The sequence below is a fragment of the Thermococcus sp. genome, assembly GCF_027012695.1.
In the GTDB taxonomy this organism is placed as follows: domain Archaea; phylum Methanobacteriota_B; class Thermococci; order Thermococcales; family Thermococcaceae; genus Thermococcus.
Genome location: NZ_JALUYR010000078.1, coordinates 1 through 23,588 on the forward strand (window position 1 = coordinate 1; position 23,588 = coordinate 23,588).

Here is a 23,588-nt window from a genome sequence, read left to right on the forward strand (position 1 = left end):
CACCTCCAAGAAGGGGCTCGAGGGGGGACCGCGTCATCATCTCGGGGGGAGCGAGTCCCCGTCAGGAGGGATGAATCTCTTCATCGCCCCCTGGACTCTACGCCTGGACTTTATTAATCTTAGTCTTCCCTCAGTCACGAAGCGTCAAGTATCTTTCCCAGCTCCCAGAGGACGGCCTCGTAAATCCACTCATGATCCTTGAGCTTTTCCTTTCCCATCTCGAAGTACTCGTCCCCGTCCCTTCCTCTGAGCTTCTCCACTGCACCTAGAAAGAGGTAACCCGCCCAGCCGAGGGGATAGCCTGTAGTCTGGGCTATTCTTATGATCTCCCGAGCATCGGCCTCTGCCTTATCCAGCTTCCCGAGGGAAAGGTACGATACACACCTGTAGGCTATTGCATCAACAGCCCTCCTGTAGTTTCTCACCTTTAGGAAGTACTCGGCGGCCTTTGTGGCGTATTCCACGGCTTTTTCGTGATTTTCAAGCCCGTGATGGGCCTTGGCGAGCTCCATATAGGAGGTATGCTCCAGAAAACGTATCCCGTAGACCCTCGAAAGTCTCATTGCTTCCTCGTAGTAAAGTATCGCCTTCCGGTAGTGTCCCATCTCAGCATATATGTCTCCGGCGTGGAGCAGGACTAATGGTTCCTCCTCTATGTCCTCCAGCTTCCTCACCAGTTCGAGCTCCTTGAAGACGCTCTCCAAGGCCCCTTCAAGGTCTCCCCGATAGTAATTGTACTTGGTCCGCTCCATGTAGTAGGAGAGCCAGACGTAAGTGTCGTTCAGCTCTTCTGCCAGCTTTCTCGTTTTTTCCAGGTATTCCCTGGCACCCTCAAAGTCGGTGAGCTCCATTGAGATGTCTGCCATCAGGGCCTCCACCTCGGCTTTAAACACCCCCTCAAGTTCCGGCTCGGCCTCAAGCCACAGTTTCTTGGCCTTCTCGAACAGCCCGTTCTGGAAGTACACCATGCCCATTTCGAGCTTTGCGTGGGGATCGTCGGCAACCTCGGAGAGGAGCTGGAGATAGGCCCTTGAGAAGTCCGTAACAATCCGGCGGAACTTTCTGATGCGGAGGAGAACGAGGTTCCTAACCCTGTCCCTCGCACCGGCCTTCACCGCGTACTTGAAGGCCAGGAGAAAGCTCCTCGGCGTCGGCCTTTTGAGGAGGTATTCCACGTATCTGAGGTAGGTGTCCCTCTTATCGATCTCCCCGAGCTGCCTAGCAAAGCTCTTCATCATTTCGTGGAGGAAGCAGTACTCGCCCCTCCTTTCAACGAGCCCCCTCCTCATTAGGGAATAGAGAACCGGGAAAGCGTTCTTGCTCCCGTAGAGGAACCTTACGGCATCATATTCAAGGGGCTCGTCGAAGAGGGAGAGGAGTGAGAGCATTCTTTTTTCCCCTTCACCGAGCTGCTGATAGACCTCGTTGAAGAGGAAGTCAAAGAGGCTCTCTCTACCAATTTCTCGGAAGCCCCGGCTTTCTATGACCAGGTTGATTGCAAGAGGGTGCCCGAGGGTCAGTTTGTAAAGTTCTGCGAACTCTTCGGGGGAGAACTCCCTGCCTTTTAGCCGGACCAGCTGGTAGGCCTCTTCCGGTTCAAGCCCCTTGAGATGAAGATAAGTAACTCCCTCCATTCCAAGGTTTGGCCTGACCCTCGTTGTAACAACGACCCTTCCCGCTCTGAGCCTGGGGGCAAGGTAGGAGAGCATTCTAAGAACCCTTTCGTCCTCGCACTTGTGGAGGTCTTCTATAACGACCGTGCCTTTGGTAATATCAAGGCCCTCCAAAACAAGCTCCAAAATCTCGTTCTCTTCCCTACCACTGCTCCTCAGGTAGTCTATTAAGTTTGTCCAGCCGAGGGAGTTCAGAAAAAGACCGAGCTGCCAGACCAGGTAGTCAAAGTCCCCCATACCTGTCATCGGGTACCAATAGGCTTCGGGAAATGCCCTGGCAACTAAGGTTGTCTTGCCTATTCCAGCGATACCGTAAACAACGACGACCCCTTTAGAGTTCCTGAGAATCTTTAGCTCCTCCTCCCTGCCAACGAAGAGGTCAACGTCGGGCCTTTTCTCCCACCTCGTCGGAAACTTGTAGGAGGTTTCTCCGTTGGTCTTGATCCTTACCTCCCCTGGCTCAAAAGCAATGCTCAGCTCGCCAACCTTCAGTGAGTATATCCGGACGTTCTTTCCCCCAACCCTTACCCATCTTCCCTCCACGATGCCGAGGCGTTCGAGGTTCTTAAGCCGTCTTGAAATGTCGCTCTCGTCCCGTTGGAGTATCCTGGCCAGTTCCCGGGGGTGGAATGACCCGGACCTGAGAACGGAGAGTATCTGAAGGTTGACCTCACTCGAGAGGGCTTTGAGCAGGGCGTTTATCCTCATACGCTCCCTTAAGGAAATAGAGGGGAAAGTATAAATCCCTTGCGGAAAATGGAAACGAGGGCTAGATTGGATTCAGCTCCCTTCTGAGAACCTCAACGGCCTCCTTCTCCAGCAGATAGGCCTTTCTCATGTAGATTGCATACCACAGTGGAGCGTTAGGGTAGTGTTCCCAGCCCATTGTGTAGTATGCCCTGGCCTTCATGTGGAGCTCCATGGCCTCATCGACGATACTCTGATCGGTGACGTTCTGAAGCAATTCCTCGAACTCCCCTGCGAGCCTCAGGTAGTTTCTCTGCCAGTAGAACCCGAGGAGGATCCATTCCCCGCTGGATATGCCTCTTCTCAGGTACTCCTCCAGCACAAGTTCGACCACTGGGTCTCCCGAGACTACAACGTAAAGATAGTCTCCTACAGTGCCGTAGTATCCAACCCCTTCGAGCGGCTCGGTACTTAGGGTGTAAACGGTCCCGTTCTTCTCAACCGTAACCTTCAGGACCTCCATGTTCCTCAGGGGTGCCATGAGCACCGCGTAGCCGTCCCTCTCAGCTTCTATCACGGCCCTGATTAGCAGCCTCCGGTGGCGTTCCATTCCCGTCCTGAACTCCTTCATAACTGTGTAGGTATCTCCCAGCCTGGCTGAACTTCTGATCAGGAGCCACGGGTCCTTGAAAGTCCTCTCGTCGATAACGAGCCTCCTTCCCTTCGGGAACTCGAAGATCCTCTCCCACTTGTTGCTCCATATCCTTACCCTGATCGTGTCGTTGGAAACCGATGCCCTGCTCTCAAGCGCGCCCGGAATCGTGATGATTTCCGTCCCGTTGATGAGCTCCACCCTGACGCTGGTGTTGATAGTGAAGTTGAGGCCTGCCCTTCCGACGTTGCCCCAGACGTCCGAGGCGGTGACGATAAGCTCGTGTCTGCCGTCGCCAGCGCTCACGCTGGCAATCCACGTCCCGTTGGCGGGAACCATCGGAATCTCAACCCCGTCGAGTACAGCTGTTACAGAGCTTATCCCCGATTCATCGTGCACGCTCGCCCTTATCTCGCTCAGGTTGTGGTCGTAGGTGACGTTCTCCGGGAAGAGCACCACGACCTCCGGGGGAGCCACGTCCCTCACGTTGCTGGCGTTCCCGAAGAGGCTGACCCCCTGGAGGAGCAGTAAAGTCGTCTCGTTGTGGTCGATGAGGCCCCTTATTACCGCCGTCCTCAGGTAGGTCGCGTTTATCCAGCCACTTCCCGAACCAGTCGTTAAGTTCTCGCTCCGGCTAATTAGACTCCAATTCCCAACGCCCACGTTAAAGACCTCGTCGAAGCCTTCTGTGGAGACGTTGATTGAGGAGAGCACTTCTGAAGTCCAGTTCTCAAAGTCCTCCCTGAAGGGCTCCCATGAGGTCGTGTTGTAGAAGCCGAAGTCCCTGGCAAAGGAGTAGCTCTCGTTCCTCTCCATGCTGACGTTTGCCATAACCTCAACGCTCTTTGTAACGCTCGCGCTCAGGTTGTAGGCGTCCCATACCGTCAGAGTGACGTTGTAGATTCCTCCGCGGGCGTAGGTGTGAAGGGGGTTCGGCTCCCCGCTTCTTTCTCCGTCGCCGAAGTCCCAGAGGTATCTTGAGATTCCGTCGGAGTCGTTAGCTTCCGCTGTGAAGCTGAGGGTGAGATAATCGGCGCTCCAGGTGAAGTCCACCGCTGGAGGCTCGTTCACCCTGAAGATAACCGTCTTACTGATGTTGTGGCTCACGTCCCAGGCGTAAACGGTGAGGTTGTGCCGTCCGTAGTCGAGGGTGATCAGCTGGGAGTGGTTCGCCTCGCTTGAGAGGAGCGAGCCATCGAGGTAGGCCCTTACCCCGGCTAAGTCCGTGTCGAGGACCGTGTAGTTGAGCCAGACGTTCCTCGAGTTGTAAACCCCCTCTGCCGGACTCTCGATGTGGATGATCGGCGCGGTTGGGTTGATGTAAACCCAGAGGCTCAGGTTTGCTAGATTGCCAAAGTCGTCAACGGCGTGAATAACGACGGTGTTGTTGCCTGCCTTTAAAGGCAAGCTCCCGCTCCACAGCGAGCAGGTGGAGTTCTTCCACATTAGGGTGAAGTCCCTGCTCTCGTTTCCAGCGCTTCCCCAAACTGTGACGTTGGTCTCGTCGCAGGCGGTAACGTTGAAGGTCGGTACCTCTTCGTAAACCCCGCTTCCCGGAGATACTTCAAGGACTGGCGGGGTAACATCGACCTCCTTGCTCGCGTTGGCGAAGAGACTGACAACCTGGGTAAGGTGGAGCGTCGTGTAGTTGAAGCCGGCTATTCCAATAACCGTCGCGTTCCTCTCGTAGGTCGCGTTTATCCAGCCGGTTGAGTTCCTGTAATCAAGGCTCTCGTTCCAGTTCATAAGACTCCAGTTGCCCGCATTTACGTTGAACACTTCGTCGAAGCCTTCTGTGGAGACGTTGATTGAGGAGAGCACCTCATCAGTCCAGTTCTCAAAGTCCCTCCTAAAGCCATCCCAGTAGAACCCGCCGTAGTGCCCAAAGTCTCCCCTGAAGGCATTGCTCTCGTTCCTCTCAAGGCTCACGTTGAGGTAAGCTTTAACGACCGCGCTCAGATTGTTGACCTCTACAGTGTGCTCCCCGGTCTCGTTTATCTCCACCGTGAAGGCGAAGACCCTCCACTCGCCGGGCTCAATCGTCAATGCGTTCCAGGCTATAAGCCTCCCGTCGAGGCTAACGGTGGCGTTGTAGGTTCCCGGTGCGTCGCCGGTGTTCGTGACGTTGAGGTAAGCCGAGACGTTGAAAGGAACCACACCCCACTCCGGCTCAACGGTGAGGTTCTCGACGAACCTCGGGCCGAGGAAGACCTCAACGGCTTCCGTCACCGAGGCGTTGGCCCCTTCGTCGTCCCACACCGTCAGGGTTACGTTGTAAATGCCCGGCCCGGTGAAGGTGTAGATGAGCTTTGGCCCCTCGAAGCTCTCATTGCCAATGCGCCAGAGGTATCTGATAACCCTTCCGTCCGGGTCGTAGCTCAGCGAGGCGTCGAAGGCAACCGTACTGTTGACCACTGCCGGCTCGTTATAGGTTATCACCGGCACCGGCTTCCTGTTGCTCTTCAGGACGTAGAATTCGGCCGTTCCGAGGTCGAGGATGTGAAGCTTCCCGTTCTCGATCCACTGTGCCACCGGCTCCTTCCCGTCGCTTCTAAGGGCTCTCGTGTAGCCCGTCACCGGGACGCTCATGTAAACCCAGTCCGGGCTTCTCATGAGGGGGGTTATCCTGACAAAGCCCATTCCTGTTTCCTTCGTGAAGTTGAGAGCTAAGACCGAGTAGTTCCTTCCACTGGAGTCGAGTATTCCCTCAGGGACGCCGTCGCGGTCATCGTCCACCAAGAAGTCGAGCATGCCGTCGTCGTTGGCCGTGTCGTTGAAGGCTTTGAAGAGGAAGTGCGTTCTGACCGCTCTGATCAGCGAGGTCTCGTTTCCTCCAAGCTCGTCGCTGTGTCTGAAGGTAGCGTTGTAGTAGGTGAAGTCGCCGGTTACCTCGACGCTCATTAGCCAGGCCGCCGTGGAGCTTTTGCCCGGCTCTAAGTCGCCGAAGTCTATGGTGAGGCTGTTTGGAACCCTCCTGCCGTTAACGAGGGTTCCGAGGATTCTGAAGTCGATGTAAACGCCGGGATAGCTGGCCTTCTCGATCTTCGGCTGGGCCGAGGCTATGCGCAGGTTCTTGGCTATGCCGTAGCCGACGTTCTTCACCCTGACGCCGAAGACGAACGGTATAGGCGGCTCTTTCTCCGGTGTATACGGGTCGTCGCCGTAGACCTTCGGCGGGATGACGTAGTCGAGTTCAAGCTGCGGAACAGGCTCGACCTCTATCAAAGCGGGCCACGTCTCGTAGACGAGGGTCGTGTTGCCCACCTTAGCTGTTATGTTGGCCATGACGTAGTAGCGCGTCCTGAACCTCTCTGCCGCGCCAACCTTCGGGATTATGAGCCACCTGAGCCTCGCCTGACCCTGAGGCGCTAAGCTGTCGCCGCTCAGACCGCTCTCCTCATCCAGTCTTACGAAGAACTTATCGTTGGCCGGGTTGCCCTCGCCGTCGAAGAAGAGAACGCTGACGTTGACGTCGCTGAGGCTGTAGTTGGCGTTGGTGTTCGTGAACTTCAGCGAGGCCCTGAAGGCCTGCCTCTCGAAGGTGACCCTCTGCTCTATGCTTATGACGAGGTCGATGCACATATGGAGGGTGTTGCTCGGGTAATCTCCGCCCTCCCGGAGGGGTTTCACCGTTCCTCCAGGCCCCCTCAGCGGAACGGTCTTGCATATCCTCCCACCGGCGGCGCTTCCCGCTCTTTCGAAGGCCCTGGCCCGCGTTCCCGGAGTGCTGGAGCCGCTTGAACTTCCGGAGGTCTTTTTGTGAACCGTCGGCAACCCTTCGCAGGTGAAACGCTCGACACTGGTCTCTCCACCACCGCCTCCGAGGGAGCCTTCGCCTCCGTAGCCGCCGAGGGAGCCGTAGCGGATGAGCTGGTGCGGTTTGGGTTCCCCGTCGGTCTTCGGCGTACAGTCGTTGTGTATGAGGCAGAGGCCGCAGTTGAGGCCCGCCTGCGCTAAGTAGGGCGTCAGGTCCTCCACTATCTTGTCTATCAGCTGGAGGTAGTTTATGCTTCCCGCCACCGCGTTTCCGAAGCTTCCGCTCTTTGACAGCAGGTTCGAGAGCAGGCTGTTGGTTATGCTCGTGGCCTTTTTGGTGTCCACAACAACGTTCCCGTTGCTTATCGTGACGGTTCCCATTCCGAGGGCGTAGACCGGAGTTCCCCTCATCGTCGCTCCGACGCCTATGACCCTGCCGCGGCTGTCCCTAACGACCGTCATCTGGAATGCCGAGATTTCCCTGTACACCAGCTCGTAGCCCGCTGGAGTGGTCATTCCCAGCGAACTCGCTATCGTCCCCGCGAGGTTCGTTTTGGCCGAATTGAATGCCTTAACGAAGTTGGCGACGTTCTCGCCGCTCGGGTTCATCGCCATTGCCGAGTAGGCATCGAAGAGGCCCTCGATGTCGTTGAGGCCCTCACTCGCCAGGGCGTTCGCCACCCCGCTGTCGTCCACGTTTCCGAGGGCGTCCCCGAGCTTCTGACCTAAGAAGATGAAGCCCACCTTTCCGAGGAGCAGGGCAAGGGACTTCCAGCAGCCGTCGCAGGTCGGCTTGACGACTATCCTGTGGACTTTCCTGGCCCTCAGCGTTATCTTCCCGGCCTCCTCCACACAGATTATGCCCGCTTTAAGCTCTATGACCTTCGTCTCGTGCAGGCAGGGCTTTATCGGCGGCGAGCGGTGGTGGTAGACCCTGACCACGTAGGGAACGACAACGCTCTCTCCCGGCTTCAGCTCGTCTATCCTGCTCACCGCAAACTCCACGTCGATGTAGTGGCTCCCGCCGGTGTGGAAGGTGATGTTGTATACTGAAACGTAGGGGTGCGTGTTGGTGACTATCACCTGGCCGTGGAACTCCGCTATCCCTGACTCGGCCAGCTTGCCGTAGTCAAGGTAAACCTCCATGTCGCCGCCGAAGCTCTCAATCTCTGGCGCCGGAACGTGGGTGGAGTAGCCTATCTCGTGCTTGATTACGTAAACGTCCTCTATGGTTACGGGAACGACCTCCCACTCGACCTTCAGAATCGACGGCATCAGCACAACGCTCACGTTCTTCTTAACACCTGCCTCGACCGTTACCGTCTTGCTCACCGTGTAGTGGCTCTCCTCTGAGACGAAGAGGGTGTAGTCGCCGATGGGAACGTCGGTGAAGGTTATCGTGCCGTTTTCGCCGGTTCTCCCCTCAAAGTGGGCGTAGCCGTTGTAGAGGATGACGCTGGCGTTTCCTAACCTGGTGGCGTTCGGGTCCATCGCTGTGACCGTCAGCGTCCCGGTGGCGTTAGGAGTCACTGTGATTCTGATGGGAATCTCAACGTCGCGGTGGTTGGAGGAGCTTATCCTTATGCTCCCCTCAAAGGTTCCGGTCAGGTTGGCGGGCGGCGCTATGTAGAGGGCTATGCTCTCCTCTTCCTTCGGAGCGAGTTGGGTGAAGTTGCTCGCGACCTTGACCCATTCGAGGGAACTCGTTACTGTCACGTTCTCCAGCGTCTCAAAGCCGACGTTCCTCATGGTTATGCTCCTGCTCGCGGTCTCGTTGGTCAAAACTCCAACCTCAATGCTTCTCGGCTCGGGAACGATTATCGGGGCCGGCGGGAGGACCGTCAGCTTTATCGTCAGGTTCTTCTCGATGGCCAGGCCGAGCTGGGTCGTCCTGAAGGTTATCGTGGCCGTTCCGTTAACCGCGCTGTCGCTCGAGAGGCCTATTTCGAGCCTGTTAGCGCCGGGTTTCAGGGCAAGGCTCGATGGAACGCCCACGTTGAGCCATGCAGGAGCGCTCACGGAAACGGAGACGTTGGATTCCTCCCAGTGGTTCACGAGCGTTATCTCGATCTTCCCGCTGAACTCCCTCGTGACCCTGAGGGCGTAGACGTCCGGCTTCACGCTTACCCCAACGATGTCGAACTCTCCGTCCCGCTCAAGGGCCAGGACGCTCGGGTGAGTCGCGCTCACAACGAAGTGGCCGGATTCACCGGGATACGGCCTGAAGGTCAGGTTGAAGTGCCCCCTTCCGTCGGTCATAACCGCGTACTCCCTCACGAAGTCGCCCCTCGCTATGGCAACCCTAACCGTGACGTTCGGAAGCAGTCCGCTGGCGTTGTAGGCGAAGCCCTCGATGGTAACCTTTTCTCCTACCTCGAAGACACTTCCCACGGTGACGTTGGCGTTGTAGGGCGGCTCTTCCGTCGGGACGGCGGTTACCCTCGTGAAGTCCCCGACGTCAGTCCTCACCGTTGCGTTGATGGTCACCTCGTCCGGCGCATCGACCGGGACTGTGTAGCTGAAAGAGGTCGTAAAGGAGAGGTTCGGCGGAACGGTAACGGATAGGCCCCTCTCCATCCCGAGAACGCTGACGCCCTTAACCACGAGCGGAGCTGTACCCGTGTTCTTGAAGGTCACGTAGACCTTTGCTTTTCCTCCCCTGACGAAGCCCTTAGTGGAGAGCATCACCGGGTTCGCCACCGGGTCCCTGACCTCAACCTCCTCAACCGCTCGTATTCCGCCCAGCTCAAAGGTCAGGTTGTAGCTTCCCCTCGCGGGTGGAAGGACGCGGTAGCTTAAAGTGGCGCTTTCTCCGGGCATCAGCACTGGAGGCAATGAGAGCGGTTCCCCAGCCGCGTCCCCGAGCTTCATGAGAGCGGTTGATGTGTCGAGCGGGGCGGAGCCGTGGTTGGTCAGCTGTACCTCAACCAGTGTTGGGAGACCCGTCCTCGGGCGGTGGACGGTAATCCCTGGCGCCCCGGCCCCCACGGGTTCCACCGGGAGAACTGCCTCCGTCGAGGAGTCGTAGACTGTAAGCGAAGCCCTAAGCGAGCCGAGGCCCTCTGGAACGGTCGCGACGAAGCTCTCGGTGATGTTGCCCGATGAGAGTTCAACCTCTCTTTCAAGCCTCCTGATAACGTCCCCAAAGACGTCCACCAGCTCAAGGGTTAGCGTTCCGTTCGCGGCCCCGTCGAGGTTCTCGATCGTGACGTTGATGAGTGCCGGATAACCGGTTACGAGCCTTTCAGGGCTTATCTTAAGCCTCGCGGGGAAGAGATAAGCCGGGTCGCTCTCGAAGCCCTCAAAGTCAACCGCTCTGACGCTGTAGTTGAGGCTACCTGAGTAGAGATCGCGGAAGTGGGTAGCCTCAACCGGCTCGTCGTTTAACCTAATCCCATTGCGGTAGACGTAGTAGCCAGCTATGTCGGAATCGCCGCTGGGGAGCCAGCTCAGCTCGACGTAGGAGCCGTTGAGGTTGACAGTTAATCCGCTCGGCGGATGGGGAATCCCGTTGACGCTGAAGGTAACCCTCAGCTCGGCTTTGTTGCCTGCTTTATCAACCGCTTCTACCTCAAGCGTGTAGGTTCCGTCCACCCGTATGGCCTTCCCGGCGGAGGGCCTTCCGTTGACCGTTACCGTGTATCCTTTGAGGTTCTCGTCGATGACCTCAACGCCAGGAACTACGCTCCCGTTGTAGAGCGCTCCATCCGTGACGTTCGTCCTTATCTCTGGTGGATTCCTGTCGAGGACGAAGCTCCAGGTGTAGGTCTCGGAGTTCCCGGCTTTATCATGGGCTTCAACCACCGCAGTGTAGTTCCCGTCCTGGAGCGGCGTCGAGTTCTGGAAGACCAGCCAGCCGCCGGTGAAAGCCGAGGAGCCGTCAACAGGGTTCCCGTTGAGGTAGAGCCTCAGCTCGCTCCTGAGCATGTCGACTCCGGAGCCGTCATCCCTGAGGAGAACCCCGACGGTTGTTTCGTTGGTGAAGCTCCCGTTGGCCGGGTAAAGCTGGGCTGGATGTGGAGCCTTCTCATCCGCTATCACGACCGAAACGTTCTTCTCATTGTTGGTCTCGTTAAGCTCCCCGACCGCGCCGAAGGGATCAACCACCGCCCTCAGGGTGTAGCGTCCGTAGCGCGCTCTCCATGCGTTAACAAAGCGGAGGGTTGCGTTCTCCCCTCCCCTCAGCCCCCTGATTAGCCTGACCGCGACGAGAGTGCCGTTCGCGTAAATTCCAACGTGGAAGGGCAGCAGGGTGGTGTTTCCGGCGTTCTCAACGGTGACCGTGAAGTTGAAGTAAGCCCCAACGACCCCTCTTCCGGAGTAGGAGAACGAAGTAACGACCAGATCTGGAGCGGGAACACTTATCCGAACGCTCGCGTTGTTGTTCCCCTCGTCCCACTCGCGGATGGCATTGCCGGGATCGGCTATCGCGGTTAGATCGTAGCTCCCTGGGTCTGTCGTCCACTCCATCGTCACGTTCTCCTCCTCGCCGGGGGCTATGCTGGGCGCGTAAGCCCTCCCTAACGTTTTCCCGCCGTTGCGAATCACAACGGAGAACGCCCCGGTCTCGTAGTCGCCGGTGTTCCTGACGGTGACCGTCGCGCTGGCCTTCTCTCCGGAGTACGTGATGTTTCCGGGTGAGAGCGAGACGACATTTATGTCGGGCGCTTTAACGTGGACAGAAATCGACAGCTCGTTGTTGGTCTCGTTGACCTCGGTAACGTAGTTTCCTGAATCCGCGACAGCCTTTATCGTTGAATCGCCCGGATAGGGCCTTATCCAGACGGTAACCTTCGCCTCGCCCCCCGCCGGAAGAGAACTAACCCACGCCCCTCCGAGGTATTTATCGCTCTGGTAGATGACAACCAGGAAGCTCCGCTCTATGTCCTGGCTTCCGGCGTTTCTGACAGTCACGTTCACCGGGAAGAACGCATTGGCGTGCATCTCCGGGGCGCTGATGGAAGCAACCACGATGTCCGGCAGCTCTATGGTGGCGCTCGTGTTAACCTCGTTGTTGGCCTCGTTGGCCTCTGGGATGTGGTCCCAGGGATCGACGACGAGCCTAATCCCGTGGGTTCCGCCGGTGTTGAAGCGCCAGGAGATGGTTTTTTCAACGCTCTCGCCGCCCATGAGCGAGCCGACCCATGCCTGGGCCTTGAGTGAGCCGTCGACGTACATGGCAATGTAGAAGCCCCTGTAGGTGTCCCCGCCGAGGTTCGTCACGTTCACGCGGTAGGTGAGGTAGCCCCTCGCGACGTCATCTCTAACCCACTCGTAGGAGCTTATCGCCAGGTCGGGGGCCTCTATATAATAGCTCCCGGAGACCTCGTTGTTGGTCTCGTCGGACTCGATTATCCTGTCGCCCGGGTCGGCCTTCACGGTGATGGTGATGTTTCCGACCTTGTCGGCGTACCACCTGAAGTTCAGCTTTACCGACTCGTTTGAGCCGATGCCGTAGACGGTCCTGTAGTAAAGCTCCCCGCTGAAGTTGAATAGCACGCTGAAGGGCCTGTAGATGGCCTCGCCGAGGTTCCTCAGATTCACGCTTATCGGAACGCTCTTCCCGTAGGCGAGCTCTCCAACGCTCAGGTTCTCAAGCTCGAAGTCCGGCGTTCCAATCGAGCCGAGGTAGGCGGTGTATTCGTTGTTGCTCTCGTTCAGCTCGGGGATGTAATCGTTGGGGTCAACGATTACTTTCACCGTCAGGTTGCCCGGTTTGGCGTTGTACCAGCGCCATGAGAGTTCCTTCGTCTCGTTGCTCCCGAAGTGCCAGTCGCTCGGGTAGGCCCAGCCGTAGGCCAGCCTCGTGCTCCCGTTCCATATCTCGACCCTCGTGGAGAAGCTATCGTAGAATGCCTGCCCGAGGTTTGTGACGTAGACCTTGAAGGTAACGGTTTCTCCCGAGGTGAAGTTGTAGGGCTCCCAAGTGATGCCGACGGGAACCAGCTCGGGCTTTCCGAAGGAGACGTTTGCCAGGAATACGTCGTTGTTGTCCTCGTTGCTCTCGGGATAACTGTCGTAGGGGTCGAGCCTTACGGTGAGGTTGTGCCTGCCCGGTTCTGGATAGTAGTAGAGTGTAACCTCCTTCACCTCGCCAGTTTTCAGGCCGTCTAGGTAGGTGCTACCCCTTCCACTTCCGTTATCGTAGAGGTAAGCGTAGAGGTAGCCCCCAAAGTTGGCCCCGAGGTTGGTAACGTTCACCCTTACCGGGTAGCCCTGGTACAGGTAGGCGCTTTCATTGAGAACCTCCTCCGGAACCGAGAAGTTCACCACCGCGAAGTCGGGCTTTTCGAAGCTCACCCTGAAGGTTGCGTTGTTGTTGCTCTCGTTCGCCTCGATCCAGTAGTCGTAGTAGTCTACTACTATGGTTACGTTGTGCTCTCCAGGCTTGGGCGTGTAGTAGAGTGTAACCTCCCTCACCTCACCCGAGGCGAGTGAACCTATCCAGTATGAGTAAGCATAGCTCCCGTTGTCGAGGAGCGTAACGTAGAAGCCTCCCTCAAGGTCTCCCCCAGCGTTGCTCACGTTAACCCTTATCGGATACTCCCGGTAGAGGCTGGCAGAACCGTTGAGAACCTCCTCCGGGACGGAGTAGCTGGCTATGAAGGGATCGGGCTTCTCGACACTGACGGTAACCTCTGCGACGTTATTGCTTTCATTTGACTCGATCCAGTCCCCTTCGTAGTCGGCTATGGCCCTGAGGGTGCTAAGTCCACCGTTGAAGGGTATATCGGCGGTTTCCGTGACGCTCCCGCCCGGAGGTAGGGTTATGGGGGCGAGCTCGTAGGTTCTGATTATCGACTCTCCGTTCTCGTCCGTCAGGTTCACCTTCAGCCCGAGCTCCTTACTCCACCAGTAGAGGTTCTCGACCCTCAGCGTTGCGTTCCCGGTGTTCAGAACCGTGAGGTTTATCTGGACGTCCTGACCGGCCTTGATTTCACGCGGTAAGGAAACGTTAACCTTGAGGTCAGGGTAGCCCGTCGCGTAGTTCGTTACCAGCGAGTTGTCCTCCAGGCTGCTCTCGTTGACCTCGGCAGGATAGTTAACGGTCACGTTGATAAGCCCGCCGGGGGCCTGGATAAGGAGGTAATCGATGTGGTAGGTGTAGGTGCCGTTCGAGGGGAGGAACGCATCGATTACGAAGTGCCCGTAGCTTGGTGAGGAGTTGAAGTTCTCAACGTACACCCTACCCCTGATTGGGTAGCCCGTGCCGTTGTACGGGGCCCCGATGTTCTTTATCATGATGTTAACAGGAACGTGGCCAACGGTGTTGTCAGGCATCTCGATCGAGTCAACTATGAAGTTGGGCAGCGGAACGCTCACCCTGTAGGTGAAGACGTTGTTGCTCTCGTTGGTCTCGACTACGGAATCGTAGTAGTCCGCTATGAAACGTAACGTCGAGTTTCCACCGTTCAACGGGGCCGAGATTGTGACCCATTTCGCCTCCCCCGGGCCCATACCCCCGCTCACATAGGCTGAGGAATAGCCTAGAGCGCCCTCAAGCTTTACCGTGAAGCTCCTCGTGAAGGCCTCGCCGAGGTTTTTGAGGGTGACGTTGAAGGTTGCTTCGCTTCCTGCAATCCCATCAAAGCTCAGGAGCGTGACGTTCGTTATCACGATGTCCGGACCGCTCACGAACACGGTTCTGCTCAGCCTGTTGTTGCTCTCGTTCAGCTCGGAAACGTAGTTACTTGGATCAACGACAACCGTCAGGTTAACCTCACCAACATTAGAAGGCGTCCACCTGAGAGAAACCCTGGTGGGGCCGTTAATAGTAGCGTGAGTGTAGCTCTCGTAGTAGCCGTTCTCGTAGAGGTTTACCCTCACGCTTCTGGCATAGCAGCCGCCGAGGTTTTCGATGGTGGCGTTGATGTAGTAGGTGTTGCCGGTTGAGACACTCGCAGGGACCTCTATCGAGCCGACCGTGAAGTCGGGGCTTTCGTACGTCCTTGAGAGCGGAACCGTGAGGGAGTTGTCGCTCTCGTTGGACTCCGCGACCCTTTCGTAGGGATCGACCTCTATCCTGACCCCGGTGAGGGTTCCCGCGATCACAAAGGGACTCAGGGCAACCTCGACGGTCTCTCCGGAGTCTATGTCCACAGAACTGGAATAGCCTGTAGTGCTCCCGTTGTAAACAAGCACAACCCTGATCCAGACACCGCTCCAGTTAATCTCTCCGTCATTGGTGACGTTGACCAGAATGAGCGCCCTCTCACCGAGGCAGCTGGGGAGCCTGACGGTGTAGTTGACTATCCTGAAGTTGGGCAGCGGGAGGTTGTACTCACCGAGGGGATAGGCGTTGTTCGTTTCGTTGGTGTCCCCCTCTGCATTCACAACGAGTGTAAGGTTGTAGCTCCCACCCTGGGCGAGCCAGCTTAAGCTCCCGGAGGCGGTGCCGTTCGTAAAGTCTTGCCTATACAGGTATCTCCGCCCCTCGACCTTTCCGTTCCGCAGGAGCTCAACCACGGCACTTGGATTTTTCGATGTGCTCCCGACGGTGAAGTTTATCTCAACCCTCTCGCCCGGCGTAACCCCTCCTATACTCGCGCTCTCTACCCAGTAGTCCCCGGGCCATACCCCAAGCTCGGCTACGTTGTCGCCCCTGTACGGGTCGTTCAGGAGCATCTCATCGTCCGCTATGATCTTCACGTAGTATTCGCCCAGGGAGAGGGTAATCGAGACGTTGAGGCTTCCTCCTTCGGGAATGCCTGGGATCTCAACGCGCTCCACCGCCGGAGAACCCGAGGGGATCTGGACCTCAAAGCTCTTTCCGGGAGCCTTTTCAAAGCCGACCGTTTTTCCGGTAACTTTGGAGTAGTAGCCCGTGAAGAGGTCGTAGCTGTATGAGTAATACTCAAGCAGGCGGTAGCTCCACCTTATCGTCCCGTTGGCAAAGATGACCACCTGAAAGTCCAGGGGGTTTGAGTAGGAGTCCCAGTCCTCGTAGGTCGAGCCGAACCACTCAACCACCACCTTGTCAGGAAAGCCGACAACGAGCAGATATCCATCCCCGGTTTCAAGGTCATCATCGAGGGCAAATATGATGTCGCTCATCGAGTAGTCCTCGTCCATGTGGACGCCATATGTGCTCCCGAGGTCTGGCTCTTCCCACTTACCGAGCAGCTCGATGTAGCCGTTTGTGCTGACCGATATGTTCGTTATGTTCCTACCGAAGAAGTTCAGCGTGAAGGGAAGTTTGTAAATGAAATAGCCGTCGTCCTCGCTTAAAACCGCGCTCCCGTTCTCGATGTACTCCCCGTCGTCAGCAATCTGGCTATCATCGAGGTAGCCGGTGACGTTTATCCACTGGAACGGCACCTCCACTGCTGGGGGAGGGTCCATTGCGGTGAAAACCTTGAATGTGACGTTGAAGGGCCCGCTGGCCCCTCCAAAGTTTTCCAGTGTGGCGTTGAGGATAACCTCATCTCCCGAGACGATGTACCTTTCCCCATGTATCCAGAGATCCGGTGGTTCTCCGTCCTGGGCACTGACCCTGCCGACTCCCACCGCCCAAGGGGGCACCAGGGAGGTCAGCAAAACCGCCAGAACTAGAAGGGAGATTGTATTCCTCAACCTCTATCCCTCCCCGTTTCTTTCTTGAGAGCTTTCTCAATCTGCATCACGAAGAAGGACTCCTCAGCACGGAGAACCTCGACTATAACCTTCCTGTCTATCCCCGTTCTCTCCTTTATGAACTCCACCAGCTCGCGCCGGATTTCCCGGACTATCTTCCCTCCAGCGGTTGAGGGATTCGGCCCGGGAGAACTGGCTACCAACTCCATCGAGACACACCAGGAGTATGTTCAATCTCCCGCTACTTATCCGGTGGGTTTGAGGAAAACTGTCAAACCCGGTGGGTGCCTTTATAAGGTCCAACGCTCATCAGGGTTAGGTGGGCAAGGTGAACACCGAACGCGCGAAGGAGATACTGCTCCAGCTCTTGAAAATCCCCTCGCCTTCCGGACAGGAAGACAGGATTATGCTCCACATCATGGAGTTCCTCCACAAGCTCGACTACGACGTCCAGATCGAGAGCGACGGGGAAGTAATAGACCTGGTTGTAAACCCTGAGGCAGATCTTTTCTACGAGGTTCACGTTGATACCATCCCTGTGAGGGTCAAACCCTTCGTCAGGGGCAACATAATCTACGGCACCGGTGCGAGCGACATAAAGGGCGGTGCCGCGGCAATACTGCTCATGCTTGAGGAACTTAGAAAGGAAGGGAAGGACCTAAACGTCGGCATAGTCTTCGTCAGCGACGAGGAGCAGGGAGGAAGGGGTTCGGCACTCTTCATGGAGCGCTACAAGCCCAAGATGGCCGTCGTTCTGGAGCCGACTGATTTGGAAGTCCACATAGCCCACGCCGGCAACATCGAGGCTTATTTTGAGGTTGACGGAAAAGAGGCCCACGGTGCCTGCCCCGAAAGCGGGATAAACGCGATTGAGGAAACCTACAAGATGCTTGAGGAACTTAAAAAGCTCGAACCCTTCAGGGCAAAGGGAGAGTTCTTTGACCCGCACATTGGCATTCAGGAGCTCGTCTGCGAGAATCCGGTTTACCTAATTCCTGCCCTCTGCAGGGGAAGGCTTGAGGCGAGGCTTTTGCCCGAGCAGGAGGTTGAGGACGTACTCGACCTCATGGACCCGATACTTGACGAATACACGAAGAGCTACGAGTACACGGAGATATGGGACGGCTACAGGCTTGAGCCCGATGAGGAGATAGTCCAGCTCGCCAAGAAGGCGATGGAAAAGACCGGCCTCGACGAGTTCGGCGGAATGCGTAGCTGGACAGATGCGATAAACTTCATGTACAATGGAACAAGAACCATAGTCTTTGGCCCCGGCAACCTCGATATCTCGCACACAAAGTTCGAGCGCATTGACGTTAGGGACGTGGTCAAAGCGAGCGAGTTCCTGAAGGCCCTCAACGAGATTTATGGGAGTGAGTGAAGGCAAGCCTTAGAACCCCCACCAGTTACTGGTGGGGATTTTTTATCGAAACATATTTATATATAATCGTGCTTAGACTATCCGGTGAAGCCCGTGGAATTCATAGACCGCGAGCGAGAAATGAAAGTCCTTGAAAGGGAGTGGAAGAATAGGCCCTCTTTCCTTGTTCTCTATGGCAGACGAAGGGTTGGAAAAACGAGGCTCATACGCGAGTTCTCCCGAGACAAAATAACGTTCTTCTTCACGTTTCCAGAGGCAATCAAGGAAGTCCAAATGAAGGAATTCAAAGGGGCACTTGCTTCATTTCTTGGAGACGAGCTAATCTCAAAGGTTGAAACTGATAACTGGTTTGATTTGCTCAACTACCTCGCCGAAAGGGTTGATGACTGCCTCATAGTCCTCGACGAGTTTACCTACGCCATAAAGTCCGACCGAAAGATTCTGAGCGACCTTCAGAGGGTCTGGGACGGAATTTTGAGCGAGAAGAAAGTCATGCTTGTTATCTCGGGCTCCCTGCTTGGAATGATGTGGGACGACGTTCTGAGCCATGCCTCGCCCCTCTACGGTAGAAGAACGAGAAGTATACACCTCCGACCTTTAAATTACATCAACGCCCTGAAATTCTTTGGGGATAAGGAATACGGCCTAAAGGCTTACATGCTCGTCGGAGGTATTCCCCCCTATTTGAGGCTCGCCTCCCGATACTCTTCGGTTGAAGAGTTCGTCAGGGAAGAGTTTCTGAGTGACTACGGTTTGTTCTACGATGAACCATACGTAATCCTTGGCGAGGAACTCAGGGAGCTGAAGACGTACTTCTCAATCCTCAAAGCTATTGCCGACGGCAACAGAAGGCTTGAGAGGATTGCCAACTACCTCGGCCTTCCAGCGAGAAGCGTCTACCCTTACCTGGAGACCCTCATGAGGCTCGGCTTCGTTGACAAAGAAACCCCCATCCTCGGGAGCAGGAGGGTAAGCCTGTACAGGATAAGCGACCCCGTTCTGCTGAGCTGGTTCCTTCTCACCTACCCGCAGATGGCCGACATATCCTCCGGGACGGCCAGACTTGACAATCTCTACCGCGTCCTCTCGGTTCGCTTTGAGGAGCTGGCGAGGGAGTTTCTGGTTCTCAAAAGGCCTATTGAATTCGAAAAACTCGGCAGATGGTGGTTCAGGGGGGAGGAAATAGACATCGTCACCCTGAGAGAAGATACCACGACCCTGATTGAGGTTAAGTGGAGGGATTTGAGCGAGAAGGACGCTAGAAGGGTTTTGAAGGAACTTGAGAGCAAATCGAAGCTCGTTCACTTTAAGGGAAGCTTTCGCTTTGGAATCATTGGAAGAAATGTGGAGAACAAAGAGGGACTAAGGGAAGAGGGCTACCTCGTCTGGGACCTCGAGGACTTCTGAGGACAGGGTTTTTCTCTTTTCGTACCGCAATTGTGGGGGTTAAACCAAACCTCCCCCTTCATGGCGAGGGAAGTCAGTCTTCCTCCCCTTTCTCTTCCTTCCCCTCCACCCAGAACCGCCTCGTCCGTATGAACTGTCTCTCGCGCTCCATAAGGGCCAGGATTAGGGCGTCACCCCTGTACTGGCCGAGAATTCTCGCGGCGGTGTCCGGCCCGGTTCCGTAGCTGGCTAAAGCCAGGACGGCCTCAAAGCCGTAGGTATCTACGAGGTCGGCGGCCTTCAACAGCTTCCTGTAGGTTCTCTCCTCCTTTCGCTCAAGGGTTTCTCCGTGGCGGACCTTTTCAAGAACCCCAAGGAACTCTTCCGCGTCAATAGGATGAGCTATTGCTAACATCTTCGAGCCGCAGCGCGGGCACTCCCTATCTTTGATGCTCCTAAGCCTCGAAACCTTCGTCTTCGAGTGCCAGCCGCAGTTTGTACAAACTAAAACGACCTCATGCTCAAGGAGTCTCTTCCTGAAGAGTTCTACCAGTTCGTCCTTCTCCATAACGCCTGAGAGCAGAAACTCCCCGCTTACCGTCATGTTGAGCCTGGCCAGCTTTGAAGGCTCTTTTCTGAGAGTCGTCTTTACCCTCAGCGAGCCGGCCTTGAGGAGCTCCATGACGAGTTCGGCTCTTTTGATATCCACCTTGTCGTGGTAGAGCTCGTTTAAGGTCTCCCTCTCAATCACCGTTCCCTCGAAGAGCCTCTCTATTCTTCTTATCTTCGCGTCCCTCCTTAAAGCCCCAAAGCGCTTCGCCACGTTGAGCATTCTCCAGCGGTATGCGTGGGAGTCCCTGAGGGAGCGGGAAATCAGAGATTCAACGCTTTCCGGTTCTTGATACAGATAACCCTTCACTTCCTCCGGGTTAAGCTGGAAGGGGGTCCTGAAAACGATCGCATGCCCCTGGCTCCTAACCGAGAAGATCCTGCCGTATCGGGGGATTAAAAGCGAGTACACGATTCTACCAATGGCTTCGTTAGTCCTGCTCCCGAAGTCGGCGTGGATTATCAATGCTTTCGGCGTGCTCTCCACAACAATATCCCTGTCGGTTGGGAACGGCTCATCTTTGATTTCTTCAAAGGCCCTTCTGAGTTCCTTTTCCTCGAACTCAACGCCCTCCAGAAGCTCCTTTACCCTATCAAAGTCGAAAGCCAGCTCCCTCCTCAGCCTGCCAACGTCAAAGGCAACGCCAAAGGGAACTGGAATCATCTCGCCCTCCCAGCTCGGAATTGCACTCTCAAGGCTCTTGCTCTCTCGAACCTTCAGGAGTCTTGCCTCTTCGTCGATTTTGAGCACAATCCAGCTCCGGCCGTTCATAACGAACTCCATGCCCTCCTCAAGGTCCATAACAAAGCTTTCGTCGAGTCTCCCTATAACGTGCCCGCTCCCTGCGTCGAAAACCCGCCAGGAAACCTCGTCTGGAATCGTCGAGAGGTTCTCGTAGTAGTACTGGAACGCCCCCCTGCGGAGGTAGAGAAGGCCCTTTTCCTCGTCGTAACCTATAAGCCGGGCGTCCTCCAAAACCCTCAGGACGTCGAGATAATCATCCCAGTCCAGATCCCTGTAAACGTAGGCCCGTTTCGCTATCTCGTAGGGCCTCTCGCGCGGCAGACGCTTGTACTCAACGAGAAGGCCAACGACGAAGTGGGCCAGAACGTCCAGACCGCCAATCGGCTCAACGGCCTCAAAACGTCCTTCCAGGGCTCTCTTTGAGATCATCAGACTTTGAAGGTAGTCCTCCACGTTCGTTGCTATGATGTAGCCCTCGCTGGTTTCCCCGATCCGGTGTCCAGCCCTCCCCACCCTCTGGACGAGCCGGTTGACCTGTCTCGGGCTCATATACTGGATGACGACGTCCACGTCGCCGATGTCTATGCCCAGCTCCATCGATGAGGTGCATATTAACGCCCTGATCTTCCCCTCCTTGAGGGACTTTTCGGCTTTAACTCTAGCCTCCCTGGAGAGGGAACCGTGGTGAACCTCAACGGGTTTTCCCCAGGCCTTCAGCCTATGGGCCAAAATCTCGGCGAACTGGCGCGTGTTGGTGAATATCAGCGCCTTCCCGTGGTTTTCCACGATCTCCCAGAGAAGCCTCAAACGGGACGCTACCTCGGGTGAAACGCTGAGCTCCCGGGCGAGCGCCTCATCTGCCTCACCAGGCTCCGGATAGAGGACGTGGAACCGGTAGTCCTTTTTCCAGAGAGGCCTCACAACAGTGTCCGCCTTCAGCCAGTTCCTCACTTCCTCCTCGTTGCCAACCGTTGCAGTCATTCCAACTCTCCGGAAGTCAGATACCTCAGCCAGCCTCTCAAGGTTGAGGAGAAGCTGCGCCCCGCGCTTGTTGTCAACCAGCTCCGCTATCTCGTCAACGATGACGAACCTAACGTTTTCCAGGTGCTTTCTCAGGGACTTGACGGTTAAGATGACGCCGAGGGTTTCGGGGGTTATGATGAGCATCTGGGGAGGGTTCTTAACCTGCTTTGCCTTTTTATAAGCGGATGTATCCCCGTGCCTGACCTCGACGCTTATCCCCAGCTTTCTTCCCCACCATTCGAGCCTGTCGAGAAGATCCCTGTTCAGGGCTTTGAGCGGGGCTATGTAAAGGACAGAAATCGGCTTAAGGCCCTTCTCAAGTATCTCATTGAAAACCGGGAGAACGGCAGCCTCGGTCTTTCCCGAGCCGGTCGGAGCTATTATAAGGACACTCTTCCCGGCACTAACCTCTCTAAAAGCGTCCTGCTGGAGTCTGTTGAGCCTTCCGAAGCGTTCCCTGATGGCCTTTTTCAAGAGGGGGTGCATGGTCGAACATCTTCGGGGCGATTTATAACCCTAACCGCTAAGCTTATAAGTCAATATATCGTCCGATATGTCGGTGGTAGAAATGGAGGCCGTGAAGAACTCAGGGTACGATTTGAGCTACGCGAAGAGGGCCATGCTCGTCGTCATCATCCTCCCGCTCCTCGTCATGTATACCGAGGCGATGCTCACGCCAGCCTTACCGACCATCCAGAAGGAGTTCGCGATAGACCCCAACGACGTGAGCTGGGTTCTTACGATCTACCTCCTCGTCGGAACGGTAAGCGTTGCCCTCTTCGGAAAGCTAGGCGATATGTACGGCAAGAAAAAGATGTTCCTCATAGCCCTCGCCTTCTACACCCTCGGTGTCATTCTCAACGGCTTCGCGCCGAGCTTCCACTGGCTGCTCGTCACAAGGGCCATCCAGGGCTTTGGAATGGCCATCTTCCCCCTCGCCTTTGCCCTGGTTAGGGAAGAGTTCCCGCCCGAGATGGTGCCGCAGGTTCAGGGGATGATAAGCGCGATGTTCGCCGTGGGAATGGTCATAGCCTTACCCCTCGGCGCGTGGGTCACCCAGAACTGGGGCTGGAGGATGACGTACCACTCGGCAGCACCCCTGGCGGTACTGATGTTCATCCTGGCATGGAGGATCCTGAGGGAGAGCCGCTACATCAACCCCGGAAAGCTTGACTGGGTGGGCGCGGTACTCCTGACGGTTGCGGTCGTTCCCGCGCTCGTTGGAGTTACGAGGGCGCCAAACATCGGCTGGACGTCCCGACAAACTCTGATTCTCTTCGGTGTGGCCATAGTTAGCACGGTCCTTCTCGTCCTGTGGGAGAAGAGGGCTGAGAACCCGTTGATACCGCTCGACATAATCTCCGCAAGAAACCCGGCCATAGTCAACATAGGAATAATGTTCGCGGCCTTCGGCATCTCAATGATGAGCCAGGCCAACACATACATCTTCCAGATGCAACCTCCCTACGGCTTCGGAAAGACCATACTGCAGAGCGGCATCCTCATGACTCCAATGGCGGGTGTGATGCTTATCGTCGCCCCCCTTGCCGGCAGGATAATGCCCAGGATCGGGGCCAAACCACTCGCCACGACTGGAGCCCTCACGGCCAGCCTGGGCCTTGGGATGCTCTCGAAGTACGCCCCCCAGTTACCACCCGATCACCTGTGGGCCTTCGTCGGGCTCATCACCCTCGTCGGGACGGGGATAACGCTCATGAACATCTCCCTCATCAACGTGCTCGTCTTCAGCGTTCCACCGAGGGTCATGGGGGTGGCGACCGGGGCGAACAGTCTCTTCAGGAACTTCGGCTCGACATGGGGGCCGGCCATAGCCGGGACGGTGATGAGCACCTACTACGTCCTGTTCCACCCGCCCGGGGCCCCGGAGTGGGTACGCATCAAAATCCCCACTCCAAAAGCCTACGAGGTGCTCTTTGGCACATCCGCACTCATCTACCTGTTCCTGGCGGTGCTCACCCTGGCGATAGTTGAGGTCATGAAGGGGGGAAGAATACGGACGCTCGAACCCGCGGAGTAAGTTGTTTTCGTATCCCTGGACTTCCCCTCTCCATGCTCCTCTTTTTCAGGCACCCTTTCGCTCCC

The 23,588-nt window shown here is 56.4% G+C and carries 7 protein-coding genes; 3 read left to right on the forward strand and 4 right to left on the reverse strand.

What is annotated here, in order from left to right; all coding sequences use genetic code 11:
• Positions 1–134 precede the first annotated feature (134 nt).
• The 3 genes from MV985_RS06275 to MV985_RS06285 form a co-directional block, all read right to left on the reverse strand.
• Positions 135–2,381, reverse strand: coding sequence for an NB-ARC domain-containing protein (locus tag MV985_RS06275; protein WP_297464444.1), 2,247 nt, complete (start codon positions 2,379–2,381; stop codon positions 135–137).
• Between the two features lie 61 nt (positions 2,382–2,442).
• Positions 2,443–16,341 (reverse strand): CARDB domain-containing protein, encoded by a 13,899-nt coding sequence (locus tag MV985_RS06280; protein WP_297464447.1) that lies wholly within the window; start codon positions 16,339–16,341, stop codon positions 2,443–2,445.
• Positions 16,338–16,550: a hypothetical protein gene (locus tag MV985_RS06285; RefSeq protein ID WP_297464449.1), complete on the reverse strand. Its 213-nt coding sequence runs from the start codon at positions 16,548–16,550 to the stop codon at positions 16,338–16,340. Before MV985_RS06285 ends, MV985_RS06280 begins: the two co-directional genes overlap by 4 nt.
• Before the next feature lie 119 nt (positions 16,551–16,669).
• Here MV985_RS06285 and MV985_RS06290 point away from each other — a divergent pair, with 119 nt between their 5' ends.
• Positions 16,670–17,722, forward strand: coding sequence for a M20/M25/M40 family metallo-hydrolase (locus MV985_RS06290; protein ID WP_297464452.1), 1,053 nt, complete (start codon positions 16,670–16,672; stop codon positions 17,720–17,722).
• A 93-nt stretch (positions 17,723–17,815) separates the two neighbouring features.
• Complete coding sequence (locus tag MV985_RS06295; RefSeq protein ID WP_297464454.1) at positions 17,816–19,129, forward strand: ATP-binding protein; 1,314 nt, start codon at positions 17,816–17,818, stop codon at positions 19,127–19,129.
• Positions 19,130–19,202: 73 nt separating this feature from the next.
• On the opposite strand, the gene MV985_RS06300 is transcribed toward MV985_RS06295, so the two are convergent.
• The gene (locus tag MV985_RS06300) at positions 19,203–21,971 is read right to left on the reverse strand and encodes a DEAD/DEAH box helicase (RefSeq protein WP_297464450.1); all 2,769 of its coding nucleotides are present in this window, start codon (positions 21,969–21,971) and stop codon (positions 19,203–19,205) included.
• 82 nt (positions 21,972–22,053) lie between these two features.
• On the opposite strand from MV985_RS06300, the gene MV985_RS06305 reads away from it, so the two are divergent.
• Positions 22,054–23,523, forward strand: coding sequence for an MFS transporter (locus MV985_RS06305; protein ID WP_297464455.1), 1,470 nt, complete (start codon positions 22,054–22,056; stop codon positions 23,521–23,523).
• Positions 23,524–23,588: the final 65 nt, after the last annotated feature.

What these genes read in the sequence shown, in the direction of transcription:
- MV985_RS06275 (WP_297464444.1), bottom strand. Translation starts at nt 2,381, where the DNA reads ATGAGGATAAACGCCCTGCTCAAAGCCCTCTCGAGTGAGGTCAACCTT.
- MV985_RS06285 (WP_297464449.1), bottom strand. Translation starts at nt 16,550, where the DNA reads ATGGAGTTGGTAGCCAGTTCTCCCGGGCCGAATCCCTCAACCGCTGGA.
- MV985_RS06300 (WP_297464450.1), bottom strand. Translation starts at nt 21,971, where the DNA reads ATGCACCCCCTCTTGAAAAAGGCCATCAGGGAACGCTTCGGAAGGCTC.
- MV985_RS06305 (WP_297464455.1), top strand. Translation starts at nt 22,054, where the DNA reads ATGGAGGCCGTGAAGAACTCAGGGTACGATTTGAGCTACGCGAAGAGG.